Genomic DNA, 13,143 nt, shown 5'->3' on the forward strand with positions numbered 1-13,143 from the left:
TCCCATATCCTGTGCCTGATGATATTCGTGTTCCTCGGGTCGGAAGTTTGCCTCCAGCTTCCTTCAGATTCCACCTTGCAATGGACACCCTTGCTCTTGGCTAGTGGTTGGCAACTACAAGCCCCCACAGCGGACTTTCACCGCCTAGTTAATCGCCATGCGTGGCGCACATAAAAAAGACGACAGCACCTTCGTGCCATCGCCTTGTCCATCTTCCGCCGCGTTAAGCTCTTACTTTGCTTTCAAACTTTCCTTTGTGCGCGCCGTTACAGTAAGGCTTATTCGCGGACAGACCACATCGACAGAGATAATACTGCTCTTTGGTTTCAACCGCATTGCCTTCGCCATCCAGCAGCGTCACACCGTTAACCAACAGTGGACCGTCGTCGAGAACTTTAATATCAGCCATGGGCTCACCTCCTCTCTACCCCCAATCATTACCACTAGGGCCCCGGAATAAACCCATCTCCATCACCCATGACTTAAAGAAGCAATAGCTTGATTGCTCAAGCTTGATTAGACTCCAAATCCATTGCGATCGGTGCTTCCGTTTCGCCGTTCAGCTGCCTGGCATATTCGCGCATCAGATCCATAGCCAGGGTGTCGGCCTGATTAAGCGTCGACTCGAAATCTGCTCTTTGGCTGCTTGGCACATGTTCTTCGTGGGGCATGGACATGCACTCCTCCTTTTAAAAGGATAGCATATCCCTGAGTTGGAATTTTATCCTATTCTGCGGACTGCTGCTCCGCCTCTTTTCTCGCATCATAGAAGCACCAGCCAATGGCGACCATCACCGCTAAAAAAAGCATCGTACCCATCCCCTGCCACCAGCTGGACATTACGAAATCCGCCATCGTGCTTCGCCTCCGGTTGATCTTTCTTTCTATGAATCTATGCACAAGAAGCCGGAGAAATGCATAGAATAAATAGAGAAAAACAAGAAGAAGGCCCATGCCAGAGACATGGACCCCTTCATCAAGCTTATGAGCGAATCATTAGATTACCCATGCACCAAGAACAATGACTAACAGAATAAAGAGCACGAGGATCGTGCCAGTCGAAGTAAAGCCTTTTGCGTAGCTCATGTGACATCCTCCTTCCGCCTTAGCTTCTGTATTGTATGAAGGATAATGGCGGATGGAATGGACGCTTTAGAAAATGGGCGTTTCATCAGGGGGACTTTGACGTTCCATCGGAGAAAAGCTTGTCATAGGATGACATCTATTGAGACGAGGGCATCTATTGCTTTCGTCTATTGGTGTTTGGCGAACCAAAGCGAAGCCTCCGCATCCCATACTCGCCGAATAGTCGGTGCTCCTGCTTCGGTTTCAAAGATCAACTGAAACACATTCGGATTCGTCAGCCCCTTCCACTCCGCAAAGCCGACACGTGGATCGTAATGCTTGAGCAGTAAGGTCAGCAGAGCTCCGTGGGTTACTACCAGGCATTCCGACTCCGGACGTGCCAAGAGCTCCTGCAGCACCTCGATACCTCTTCGCATCGCCTCATAAGAGGATTCGCCGCCTGGAAATGCAAGATGCAGATCGTCATATGTCCGCTTCAGCCGATCCATCCAATCCGGCATCGATTCGGTAGACAGCACCCGCTCCTCAAGCCGAGCATCAACCTGAAGTTTGCAAGCTCTCTGCTCGCAGAAAGGACGTATCGTCTCCACCGCACGCACAAAGGGGCTGCTTACCACCACCTCGACGGCGGCCGTATGCTTCAAAAATTCCGCAAGCTCCTCCGCTTGCCTCCGGCCTTCGACCGTAAGCAGGGCGTCCGGCTCTTGTCCCTCCGCCTTGCAATGGCGAACCAGGTAGATCGTCTTTACCACAAGCGCTGCAGCCTCCTTGATTCTTAAGTTCATATGGCGCGGGTTTGCAGCATAGGCTGGATGGAAACAATACAAGAAGCCGCCGCCGGCCAACCTTCCCACCCAAAAAAGAAAGGAGCCGCATCCCATGGACTGGTTGTCCCAAACCCCGTTTCCTTTCACTATGTTCAGCACTCAGCATTTTGTACCCCTTGCCGTCATTATGCTCTCCATCGGGCTGCTCTACCGGTATCAAGCGGTGTTCCGCCACCGTCTGGCCTGGAAGCAAACCGTAAAATACGGCCTAAGCTCGCTGCTGCTATTGTTTGAGCTGATCTTGTACGGCTGGTACTTTTATTACCACCAGTTTACCGCTGCGGATACGCTCCCTCTTCAGCTGTGCAGCATCAGCTACATCCTGACCATCGTGCTGCTCCTATTTCCCTTCCAGCTGCTGTATGAGTTCTTATACTTTGCCGGCGTAGCCGGTGCGCTTCAGGCTCTGCTGACGCCGGCAGCGATTTTGTCGGGGTTTCCGCATTTTACGTATTTTTATTTTTTCCTTGGCCATGGGGCCATCGTGTGGGTCGCGTTGTACATGACTTGGGTGCATGGTTATAGACCGACTTGGCGCTCGATCTGGCGAGCTCTGCTGCTTTTGAACGGTCTGCTTGCCGTCATTATACCAGTAAACTGGATCACTGGCGGCAATTATTTCTTCATTGCGGAGAAGCCTGCCGGCGATACCCTGCTGAATTATTTAGGCCCTTGGCCTTGGTATGTCATCGCCTTGGAGGGTGTTGCCGTGGTGATGTTTATTCTGCTGTACTTGCCGTTTCAGCTTCGCCGTCTCCGTCGTCCGAAAGGGGAATAAAAGCCTTGGCCTGCCTCAGCTGCTGAGTGAAAATCAGGGTAGTGACATATTTCCTCGCGTCGGCGTTGAGCAGCAGCAGCACCTCTTGCTCCACGTTTTTATCCTTGCTAAAACGAACCTCGGTTCCATCCAAGCTTTCCCGCAGCCCCCGAATGGCAAAACCACTGGACAAAATGCGATCGACCGCCTCTTTTTCGCGAACAAATTCATCATAGATGGACATCGTTCACGCGCCTCCCATCGTCTGCTCTTTGACCGGCAGCTTCTCCGGCTGATTGAACCGTTTGCGCTGCAGGTACTGCCCAGACCCCGGTTGACCGACAAACTGTTTGTCGCGGACAATAAACTCGCCCCGCACTAAAACCGACACAGGCTCTCCCGTAATTTCCAGTCCCTCGAACGCATTATAATCCACCTTCATGTGGTGCGTCTCAGCCGAAATCGTTCGCTTACAGTGCGGGTCGAAAATGACGATATCCGCGTCGCTGCCGATGGCGATCGTGCCTTTTTGCGGGAAAAGACCGAATAGCTTGGCGCTGCTGGTGGCGATGACATCGACGAATTGATGGAGAGACAGCCTCCCCTTGTGAACCCCCTCCGAGTACAAAATGCTGAAACGATCTTCAATCGTCGGCCCGCCGTTCGGGATTTTAGAAAAGTCCCCCAGGCCTAAATCCTTCTGCCCGTTAAAATTAAATGAGCACTGGTCGGAGCCGACCGTTTGCAGCGACCCGCTCCACAGAGCGTTCCACAGCACGTCTTGGTTCCACTTTTCCCGAAGCGGCGGCGACCACACGTATTTTGCCCCCTCAAAGCCCGGCTTCGCCAAGCTCGATTGATCCAGCATCAAATATTGCGGACAAGTCTCTCCATAGACGCGCAGCCCTTTTTTCCGCGCCTCCTCGATCTTCCATACCGCTTCGGCACAGGTGACGTGCACCACATACAGCTGCGAGTCCGCCAGCTCGGTAAGGGCCGCCGCCCGGCCTGTCGCCTCCCCTTCCAGCACCGGAGGGCGGGTCAGCGCATGATAGATCGGCTCCGTTTGCCCTTCGGACAACGCCTTCTCGATCAGGTAGGCGATCACGTCGCCGTTCTCCGCATGCACCATGACGAGCGCGCCATGCTCTTTGGCCAGCTGCAGTGTTTTGAACAGCGTGCCGTCGTCAGCTTGGAAGACGTTCTTATACGCCATGAACACCTTGAGGGAAGTAATGCCTTCCTCCTCGATCATTTGGGGCAGCTCGAACAGCACGTCATCGTTCACTTCGCCGATCATCAGATGAAACCCGTAGTCTATGACCGCTTTTCCCTTGGATTTGGCGTGCCAGGCCTCAACCGCTTTGCTCAGGGGCGCATCCTTGGACGTGAGGCAAAAATCGATGATCGTCGTCGTGCCCCCAAACGCCGCCGCGATCGTCCCTGACTCAAAATCATCAGCCGTCACCGTCCCGCCAAAAGGCATATCCAGGTGCGTATGCGGATCGATCCCGCCCGGGAAAACATAGCAGCCTGAAGCATCGACGATCTCCGCGTTTTGCGCATCCAGATCGACGCCGATCATGACAATAACCCCGTCCTCGATCAAAATATCGCCGAAATACGTATCCGACGCAGTGACGATGGTGCCATTTTTAATGACCTTTTTCATCGCTTAGCCAGCCTCCTTTTCCGATTCCGATGTCGCACCTGGTTCCTGCTCCGTTAGGGCCGATTCCCGCATCAGCCGTTCCACCGCTTTTTGTCGGTCGTTCCAGCTCATCGAAGGTTCGTCTCCCGGCACCTCGACCATCTCAATCGCTCCGTCTACCGGGCAGACGATGGAACAGAGATTACAGCCGACGCAGTCGTCTTCGCGTACCTTCAGCATCGGTTTGCCCTCGGCATTCGTCAGCCGGTCAATGCATTGATGGGCAGTGTCTTCGCAGGCAATATGGCATTTGTTGCAGTTAATACAGGTGTCTGTGTTGATCCGCGCGACGATCTTATAATTCAAATCAAGATCCCCCCAGCTGGAATACCGGCTCACGGATTGCCCGACCAGCTGCATCACCGAGACAATGCCTTTTTCATCGAGGTAGTTGTTCAGCCCATCGATCATTTCTTCGACGATGTGGAACCCATGATGCATGGCCGCCGTACAAATTTGCACCCCGCTCGCACCCATAAGCATAAATTCAGCCGCATCCTGCCAGCTGGAGATCCCTCCGATCCCGGAGATCGGGACACCGACCCGCGGATCTTTGGCGCACTCCGCCACCATGCTCAGCGCAATCGGCTTGACGGCCGGTCCGCAGTAGCCCCCGTGAGCCCCTTTGCCTGCGACATGGGGAATCGTGTTCCACGTATCCAGATCGACGCCTGCTAGGCTGTTGATCGTGTTGATCAAGCTGATCGCATCCGCACCGCCAAGTACGGCATGTCGTGCAGTAACGGTAATGTCCGTAATGTTGGGCGTCAGCTTCACGATGACTGGCGTCTGAGCAACCTCCTTGACCCACATCGTCTGCAGCTCAATCAGGTCCGGCTGCTGGCCCGAGGCCGAGCCCATCCCCCGCTCCGCCATGCCGTGCGGACAGCCGAAGTTCAGCTCCAGCCCGTCGACGCCGATCGCTTCTACGCGTTTGACGATTTCATGCCATTTTTCCCGCTTGGGCTCGACCATCAGGGAGACGATCAGCGCATGCTTCGGAAATTTTTTCTTTGTTTCATAAATCTCCTTCAGGTTGACCTCCAGCGGCCGATCGGTGATGAGCTCGATATTGTTAAAGCCGGCGACGCGCTGACCGCCAAAATGCACCGCCGCAAACCGCGAAGACGTGTTGATGATCGGCTCCCCTAGCGTTTTCCAGACGGCGCCGCCCCAGCCCGCTTCAAACGCACGCTGCACCTGATAGCCCGTATTCGTTGGGGGCGCGGACGCCAGCCAGAACGGATTGGGCGATTCGATGCCGGCAAATCGGATGCGTAAATCGGCCATCCTGCCATCCTCCTTATAGAAGAAAATATGATGATTACCCTTTCGGCACCAAGTCCAAGCTACTTGCAATGGCTCGCGCTACGCGCTTGCCTTGCTCCGCCGCCGACACGACCATCGCCTCGCCTTGCCCGCGTCCGAAGACAATATCCCCAGCGGCGTAAATGCGCGGATTGGAGGTCTGATGCGATTGTGGATCGATCTGCACTACGCCGCGATCATGCGCAAGGCCGAGCAGATCGATGAGCTGCTGGTGCCGCTCTTGGCCGATCGCGACAATGACGGCATCTACCGGCAGCTCGAATTCTGAGCCTTCGACCGGTACGGGGATGGGTCGACCGTCCTTGCCGGCTTCCTGTGACAGCTCCATCCGCACGCATTGCAGGTGGGTCACCTTGCCTGAGCTATCGCCTATGATCCGCTTAGGAGCCGCAAGCCAGCTGAATTCGACGCTATCCTGCTTGGCAAATTCGTATTCAAACTCATACGCTGTCATTTCCTCTTTCGTGCGCCTGTATACGATTTTGACATTGGCTGCTCCAAGCCGCACCGAACAGGTAGCCGCGTCGATCGCCGTATTGCCCGCTCCGATCACAGCCACCCTGGCGCCTTGCAGGGGAATCGGCGGCAAATCTGTCTTCGTGTGCTCCACGAAACGGATGGCGTCATAGACGCCCGCCAGCTCCTCTCCCTCGATGCCCAGCCGAGGTACATAGCTCATGCCGGCGGCAAGCACGATCGCGTCATAGCCATCGAGCAGCTCCGCGACAGGCACATCGACGCCCACCTTCACACCTGTTCGAATCTGCACGCCCAGCTTCTCCACCTGCTCGACCTCCCACAGCGAGACCTCCTGCGGCAGCCGGAAGGAAACAATGCCATGCGTGTTCAGTCCGCCGGCCTGCGGCTTGGCTTCGTAAATCACGACCGAGAAGCCGCTGAGCGCCAGCTCCCGCGCGGCCGACAGCCCAGCCGGGCCACCGCCGATGACGGCGACCTTCTTGCCGTTGGGCGCTCCGGCCGTGAACAACGTGCGGCCGCTTGCGATTGCCCAATCGGTCGCATAGCGCTGCAGCAGGCCAATCCGAATCGGCTTCGAGGCATCGTTCAGCACACAGGCGCCCTCGCAGAGCACCTCAGTGGGGCAGACGCGGGAGCAGCTAGCCCCCACCGGATTCGACTGCATGATCGTCGTGGCCGCGCCTCGAAGATTATCGGTGGCGATGCGCTTAATAAACGATGGAATATTAATGCCTGTCGGACAGGCCTGAATACAGGGGGCGTCATAGCAGTACAGACAGCGATTGGATTCTTCCATCGCCGCTTTGCGGGTTAAGCCCGGGACAACCTCGGCAAAATTGCAGCGAAGCTGCTCGGGAGGGAGCGTTCCGGGAGACGTTCGGGGTCCGTGGTCCATGGCGATTATCCATCCTTTCCCTGCGCGTCGAGAATAAGCTTCAGCGCGGTTTGATACAGCAGCTCCGTTCCTGTCGCAATGTCAGCTTTGCTTGCATACTCCTTCGGATTATGGCTGATCCCCTCCCGGCAGCGAACAAAAATCATACTGTAGTCGCAATAATAGGACATCGCGAGCGAGTCATGGAACGGACCGCTCATGAGCTCGGGCGGCGGCGCCAGCTCCATCGTCTGTGCAGCCTCACGGATGGCGCTCTTGAGCCGCTTGGCGCAATAGCGCGGCTCGCTGTTCGTATCCTCGCGAATCTCGTAGCGAAGCCCGTGCTCTTGCGCCGTGGCATCCAACAGCTCGCGCAGCTGCTGCTCCAGCCGGTTCCTGCGTGCCAGATCAATATCGCGCAAATCGACGGTGAACTGCACATGCTCCGGAATGATGTTGCGGGAATCCGGGAATACCTTCAGCGACCCTACGGTCCCGACCGTAGGCGCCCCCGGCTCGCTCACCGCAAGCGCCCGCAGTCCTGAGATGACCTGTGCTGCGCCGACAAGCGCATCCTTTCTCAGCGGCATGGGCACGGATCCGGCATGTCCTGCGAACCCGTACAGATCCACCGTCCACCACAGCGGTCCGGCGATACCGGTCACAATACCGACTGGAGCGTCCAGCGCCTCCAGCACCGGTCCCTGCTCAATGTGCAGCTCCAGGAAGGCTCCCACATTCCCCGGCTCATACTCGCATTCAGCGAAGCGCTCGGGATCGCCTCCAAAGGCCAGCAGCGCATCTCTCCGGGTCACGCCGTGCTTGTCGGCTCGCTCCAGCTCGCCCTCCTCCAGCCTCCCGAGCAGCCCGCGCACACCGAACAGCCCTTTGTTAAACCGGCAGCCCTCCTCATCGCAAAACGACGCCACCTCGATCGGAAACGGGGGCACGATCTCTTGTTCCACAAGCGTCTGCACCACTTCAAGCGCGCCGATCACTCCAACGATTCCATCGAATCGACCCGCATAGGGCTGCGTATCAATATGTGAACCCAACATGAGCGCCGGCGCACCGGGATTCCCCCCCTCCATTCGAGCGATCAAATTGCCAAACGCGTCGATGCGAGCCATGAGACCAGCTTCCTCCATCCAGCCCTTGACCAGCTCTACCGCCTCACGGTCTTCCGGAGAGAGCGCCAGACGGCATACTCCCGTGTCGCTAATCTTGCCAATCTCGGCCAGTCGGTTTATCCGCTGTTCAACGCGATCCGCGTTAATCGTCGATTCTCGCATTCGCATCCCTCCAATGTTCTCGATTCAACGGTTGCAGCATGTGACATTGCAATACCACATACATATAGGGAAGACTCGGAAAATATTTCATTTCCGCTCCTATAATGTTTGAATTTTTAGATAATTTATCAACTGGCTATGGTATATTGAATAAAATAGAGTGCTAGATTCTGCCAAAAAAAGCGGGGGATGTGCGTGGAACCGAAACGTTTGCTGACGGTAGGCGAAGCTTTGCAGCGTCCGCTCTTCCAGCACGCCAAGGTGGTTGCAGGAGCCGGTGGACTTCACCGTCCGATTCGGTGGGTTCATATATTGGAAATTGCCAGCTTCGAGAAGCTCATTCATGGCGAAGAAATGATTCTAACAACCGGCATTGGCTTCCAGTTGGACCGGGCCGCTTCCGTCTCCTTCATGGACAACCTGATTCAGCAGCAAGCTGCCTGTCTTTGCATCGAGCTCGGACCTTACTTTCAATCGGTTTCGGACGAGCTGCTGGAGCTGGCCAACCGATGCGATTTCCCGTTCATCGTCTTTCCCCATCAAGTACGTTTTGTGGACATCACACAGGATTTGCACTCCTTGATCATCAACCGCCATCACGAGGCGCTTCAGGAGCTCGAGAGCGTCTCCAGAGCATTCCATCGCTTATCGCTGACGTCTCAGGGCACGCTTCAAATTCTGAAGCTGCTGCACAAGAGCACGCATGCACAGCTGATGTTCCAGCCTTTAGCGGGAAAACCCATCTGCTGGCCCGCCATCCCAGCCGAGGAGCAAGGACACCGGCTTCAAGCTCTAAAAGGATTCCGGGAGCAATGGGAGCAGCTTTCACCCGATTCGGCACCATGTGTGCATGAGCTGGACGGGCAGACCGTCATTGTCAAGCCGGTAGGAGCGCTTCATCAAACCTGGGCATATCTCCTCATGCAGACGGACCTAAAGCCGCAGGAATACGATTTCTTGCTGTTGGATTCGGCAGCACTTTCGATCGCCCAAGAGCTGCTACGAACGAGATATATTGAGGAACGCAAACTATTTTCGGAAAATGTGTGGGTCGATCAGCTCTTAAACCACCGGGTAGAGGACGAGCCGCAGATTCAAGCGATGATGGGGCCGGAGTTCAAGCGCGTTAGCGAGCGTAATTACCATGTATGCTTGATTGAGCTGGGTCATGGGCAGGATGAGGGAAGTGCAACTGAGGAGTTTGATGGTGAGTCCATCCGCTATCACTTCTGCCTGCTCCTTCGCAGCACCTTCGAGAAGCACTGCTTTCACCCGTTCATCACGCTGAAGAACAATCGGCTGGCCGTTATTGCGGTGGATATGAAGTCCAAAGTACGAACAAAAGAAAGGCTGCAGCAGGCGCTGGAATCGCTGCGCGAAGGGCAGGCGGATGAGCGGCTAAAAAATCTCAAGCTGCTGATCGGAGTCGGCAGAGGCTACACGCAGCTGTCCAGCACTTACAACAGCCATCAGGAGGCCGTTCAGGCGCTGTCGCTCTATCCCGTCCTTGGGCGGCCGATCCTGTTTTACGATGAGCTGGGGGTGTTTCAGCTGCTCCTACCAATTAACGACGGTACCACGCTGCAGCAGTTCATCCGCAATTACTTGGGACCGCTCCTCGATTACGATCAAGCTAAGGGCAGCGAGCTGGTGCTTACGCTCAAGGTGTACCTCGATCACGACGGCTCCAAGCAAATTGCGGCGCAAAAACTGTACATCGTCCGGCAATCGCTCTACTACCGGCTGGAGAAAATTGCAGAGCTGCTGGGACCGCACTTCATGGCACCGGAGCAGCGCATCTCCATACAAGTCGCCTTGCGCGCTTATCAGCTGCTTTATCCGGACAAGTTCGTGACAGCCTCACCCCCGCGCTAAGCGGAACTGGCAGGGGAGTCAGCAGCCGCGGCCCTAGTCGGTTTCCTTCTCATTTTCGCTCATCACTTGCTTAACGGTCGTAACGATAAAATCGAGATCCTCATCAGTGGAGGACAGCGGTGGCGCGAGGGTGAGGACGTTGTTGAATCCGGCGACCGTATCGCCGTTTTTCCCGATAATCAGGCCCCGCTCCTTACAGGTTGCCATGATCTTTTTCACGGTGGCAAGGGAGACCGGGGCTTTCGTTTCCTTCGACTTCACCAGCTCGATCCCCGTCAGAAAGCCGAAGCTGCGAATATCCCCAACCAGTGGATGAGAATCTAGCTCAGCCAGCTGCTCGCTTAGACGCTCACCAAGCAATCGGGCGCGCTCCACCAGTCCCTCCGTCTCCAAAATCTCCAGATTTTTCAGCGCCAGTGCGCATGCCGCCGGATTGCCGCCAAACGTATTGACGTGGCGAAAATAACTATAATCCTCTTGCTCCTTAAACACCTCGTAAATGTCTTTGCACACCGCCGTGGCGGAGAGAGGAAGATAGCCGCTGGTCAGCCCTTTGGCCATCGTAACGATATCCGGCTTCAGACCGAAATTGTGGTGGCCGAACTTGCGTCCGGACCGGCCGAATCCGCAGATCACTTCGTCAACGATCAGCAAGACTCCGTGGCTTCGGCAAATCTCCTGCACCCGCTCCAGATAGGCCGGTTCGGGGACGATAATGCCTCCACCTGTAATGACGGGCTCGAGAATGACGCCTGCGATCGTCTCCTCCCCTTCCCAGACGATGGTGTCCTCAATCGCCTGAGCGCACTGCAGATTGAAATCGTGAACCGACATGCCCGCTGGCCGGCGGTAGCTGTCGGGCGGTCGCACATGCAGGAACCCGCTGCTCAGCGGCTCATACTTATACTTGCGCTGCGCCTGCCCTGTAGCGGACAGCGCCCCCATCGATCCTCCGTGATAAGAGCGGTAACGGGAAATAAACTTATACCGGCTGTGACGGCCGATTTGCTGCTGGTATTGCCGAACCATTTTGAACGCGGCCTCATTGGCGTCCGACCCGCTGTTGGAGAAAAAGATGACATACTCTCCCTCCAGCCACTCGCTGAGCTTCTCCGCCAGACGAATCGCCGGCAGATGACTTTGCGACAACGGATAGTACGGCATCGTAAGCAGCTGCTCATAGGCCGCCTCCGCCAGCTCCTTGCGTCCATATCCGACATTCACGCACCATAGTCCCGACATGGCATCCAGATAGCGTTTGCCGTTCAGATCGGTGATCCAGGAGCCTTTTCCCTCCGTTACAATCATCGGCGCAGCCTTGTCACTGTACGGAGCCATATGATGCCAAAGATGCTTGCGATCCTTTCCTTCCAGCTCATCTGCTGTGCGATTATGTTCCATAGCTAAGCCTAGCTCCTCCCTTCATGGGTTTAGGGAAACCTCTGGCTAGTATCCTCATGGTACACGGATGCGCCCACCCAAGCATTAGACAAAAGGTAAAAGAGGTTCCCTAAAATTCCGTCACAATGTCCATATTTAACATGAAGGTTAAAGTAAATACATCCGCCCTTGCGCGCCCCCGAACATGCAAACAAGCCCTTCTGACGACGGCTCAGAAAGGCTTGTCTTTTTCATTACCCAAGATTACTGCTCCTCATTCGGAACGACCATCGCCTTGAGCTGCTCGAAAGCGACCGGCGTATAGTCCCAGTGCTCAACGCTGACGTTGATGTACTGGCTGCTCTCATACTTTTGCCCGTGAATGTGACCATGGATATTGACGTAAGGCATCTGTTTGTTCATGTACATCGGCTCGTGGGTAAGGAAGAAAAAGCCGCTGTAAATCAAGCCGTGCTCGCTTACCTCTTGAAATCCAGCCTCCAGCCACCACTTTCGCGATCTTCCGCGGTCATGGTTGCCCATGATTAAAACTTTATAACCGTGCAGCCTGCTCAGGATCTCGCTGGTCTTCTCCTGATTCAGGAATGAGAAATCGCCGAGATGAAACACTTTATCCTCTTTGCCGACTACGGCATTCCATCGCTCGATCATCGTCTCCGTCATCTCTTCGCTGCTGCCAAAAGGCCTTCTTTCATAATCAATGATCTGCTTATGCCCGAAGTGATGATCTGAAATCATGAACACTGGCTTCAAAATGGCTTCGCCCCTCGTCTATGGATTGCTCCCAGTGCTGCAGCACCAGCCTCACTTGCGCTGCAGCCAGCTCGATAAACTCATCCACCATCGCTTCCGTTATGTATTGCGGCGTGATGCCGGGCTCCTTACAGAGCAGGTCGAACCAATGAATCGTCCGGTACCGCCAGTAAGAAATTTCGTCCGCGCTGAGCAGCGGTTCGATGTCATAAGCCTCGGCAGCGATGAGTGTTTGCCAAACCTCGCTGGTCCAAGCGCTGTTCTTATACTTGTTGAAATCAATTTGATCGGTATCTTTATAATATGCCCTGCGGTTGTCTTCGGGTGAAAGCCGTGCTGCCTCCACTTTTTCACGGAATTGGGTCCGAAATACGGTTTGGAGCCAATAGTAATCCGTCAGCAGATGTGCGAAGTAGCCTCTCACAAACCATTTCCAATCCGACTCGTCGCTTCGCTGCAGGTATTCGAAGTACTCCGGCTGAAGGGAGTCCAGCGTCATGTCAGACGACTCAATATTCAGATGGGTTCTTTTCTTGTCCTCACGGTTCGTATTTTTCCGCATATGAATTGCGTCCGGCGCTATGCTGCCAAGAAGAAACCCGGCAGGAATGCGATCCTGACCAAATAAATGAACGGCTACGCTCAAATGTACCATAGGCAGCGGCATGTCGAAGCACCTCAATTAAGTAAGATGGAAGATTTATCCTCGACACCAACCTTACCATATTTGGCTTGCAGATATCATGATAAGGGACTAA

General features: G+C 55.1%; 15 protein-coding genes. 2 read left to right on the top strand and 13 right to left on the bottom strand.

The window, feature by feature from the left end; all coding sequences use genetic code 11:
- Positions 1-223 precede the first annotated feature (223 nt).
- From FPZ49_RS07055 to FPZ49_RS07060, 5 genes are all read right to left on the bottom strand, one after another.
- Positions 224-409: a CDGSH iron-sulfur domain-containing protein gene (locus FPZ49_RS07055; protein ID WP_144844968.1), complete on the bottom strand. Its 186-nt coding sequence runs from the start codon at positions 407-409 to the stop codon at positions 224-226.
- Between the two features lie 97 nt (positions 410-506).
- A complete protein-coding gene (locus FPZ49_RS35405) occupies positions 507-671 on the bottom strand; it encodes a hypothetical protein (RefSeq protein WP_186445664.1) in 165 nt (54 codons plus the stop codon).
- Between the two features lie 55 nt (positions 672-726).
- Entirely contained in the window at positions 727-855 is a 129-nt protein-coding gene (locus FPZ49_RS36680; RefSeq protein ID WP_261381302.1) for a hypothetical protein, read from the bottom strand.
- 141 nt (positions 856-996) lie between these two features.
- Positions 997-1,086, bottom strand: a complete 90-nt coding sequence (locus FPZ49_RS36355) for a YjcZ family sporulation protein (RefSeq protein ID WP_222429881.1) — start codon at positions 1,084-1,086, stop codon at positions 997-999.
- 167 nt (positions 1,087-1,253) lie between these two features.
- The gene (locus tag FPZ49_RS07060) at positions 1,254-1,838 is read right to left on the bottom strand and encodes a histidine phosphatase family protein (protein ID WP_261381303.1); all 585 of its coding nucleotides are present in this window, start codon (positions 1,836-1,838) and stop codon (positions 1,254-1,256) included.
- A 127-nt stretch (positions 1,839-1,965) separates the two neighbouring features.
- Here FPZ49_RS07060 and FPZ49_RS07065 point away from each other — a divergent pair, with 127 nt between their 5' ends.
- The gene (locus FPZ49_RS07065) at positions 1,966-2,691 is read left to right on the top strand and encodes a YwaF family protein (RefSeq protein ID WP_144844972.1); all 726 of its coding nucleotides are present in this window, start codon (positions 1,966-1,968) and stop codon (positions 2,689-2,691) included.
- Here FPZ49_RS07065 and FPZ49_RS07070 read toward each other — a convergent pair.
- Genes FPZ49_RS07070 through FPZ49_RS07090 form a run of 5 tightly spaced genes read right to left on the bottom strand, consistent with a single transcriptional unit; the run spans position 2,633 to position 8,356 of the window.
- Positions 2,633-2,914, bottom strand: a complete 282-nt coding sequence (locus FPZ49_RS07070; RefSeq protein WP_144844974.1) for a hypothetical protein — start codon at positions 2,912-2,914, stop codon at positions 2,633-2,635. The genes FPZ49_RS07065 and FPZ49_RS07070 overlap by 59 nt on opposite strands.
- A 3-nt stretch (positions 2,915-2,917) precedes the next feature.
- Positions 2,918-4,342, bottom strand: a complete 1,425-nt coding sequence (gene hydA, locus FPZ49_RS07075) for a dihydropyrimidinase (protein ID WP_144844976.1) — start codon at positions 4,340-4,342, stop codon at positions 2,918-2,920.
- Between the two features lie 3 nt (positions 4,343-4,345).
- Positions 4,346-5,671: an NAD-dependent dihydropyrimidine dehydrogenase subunit PreA gene (preA, locus tag FPZ49_RS07080; protein ID WP_144844978.1), complete on the bottom strand. Its 1,326-nt coding sequence runs from the start codon at positions 5,669-5,671 to the stop codon at positions 4,346-4,348.
- 34 nt (positions 5,672-5,705) lie between these two features.
- Positions 5,706-7,085: an NAD(P)-dependent oxidoreductase gene (locus FPZ49_RS07085; RefSeq protein ID WP_144844980.1), complete on the bottom strand. Its 1,380-nt coding sequence runs from the start codon at positions 7,083-7,085 to the stop codon at positions 5,706-5,708.
- Between the two features lie 5 nt (positions 7,086-7,090).
- Positions 7,091-8,356: a M20 family metallo-hydrolase gene (locus tag FPZ49_RS07090; protein ID WP_144844983.1), complete on the bottom strand. Its 1,266-nt coding sequence runs from the start codon at positions 8,354-8,356 to the stop codon at positions 7,091-7,093.
- Between the two features lie 195 nt (positions 8,357-8,551).
- On the opposite strand from FPZ49_RS07090, the gene FPZ49_RS07095 reads away from it, so the two are divergent.
- Positions 8,552-10,231, top strand: a complete 1,680-nt coding sequence (locus tag FPZ49_RS07095; protein ID WP_144844985.1) for a PucR family transcriptional regulator — start codon at positions 8,552-8,554, stop codon at positions 10,229-10,231.
- A 33-nt stretch (positions 10,232-10,264) separates the two neighbouring features.
- Here the strand turns inward: FPZ49_RS07095 and FPZ49_RS07100 are convergent, their stop codons facing one another.
- The 3 genes from FPZ49_RS07100 to FPZ49_RS07110 all read right to left on the bottom strand — a co-directional run bounded on the left by FPZ49_RS07100 (position 10,265) and on the right by FPZ49_RS07110 (position 13,052).
- Positions 10,265-11,632 (bottom strand): aspartate aminotransferase family protein, encoded by a 1,368-nt coding sequence (locus FPZ49_RS07100; protein WP_144844987.1) that lies wholly within the window; start codon positions 11,630-11,632, stop codon positions 10,265-10,267.
- A gap of 243 nt (positions 11,633-11,875) precedes the next feature.
- On the bottom strand, positions 11,876-12,376 hold the full coding sequence (locus tag FPZ49_RS07105) for a metallophosphoesterase (RefSeq protein WP_261381311.1): 501 nt from the start codon (positions 12,374-12,376) through the stop codon (positions 11,876-11,878).
- Positions 12,342-13,052, bottom strand: coding sequence for a zinc dependent phospholipase C family protein (locus tag FPZ49_RS07110; RefSeq protein WP_144844989.1), 711 nt, complete (start codon positions 13,050-13,052; stop codon positions 12,342-12,344). The genes FPZ49_RS07105 and FPZ49_RS07110 overlap by 35 nt, the downstream gene beginning before the upstream one ends.
- Between the last annotated feature and the right edge of the window lie 91 nt (positions 13,053-13,143).

Source organism: Paenibacillus cremeus, assembly GCF_007786445.1.
GTDB classification, from domain to species: Bacteria; Bacillota; Bacilli; order Paenibacillales; family NBRC-103111; genus Paenibacillus_G; species Paenibacillus_G cremeus.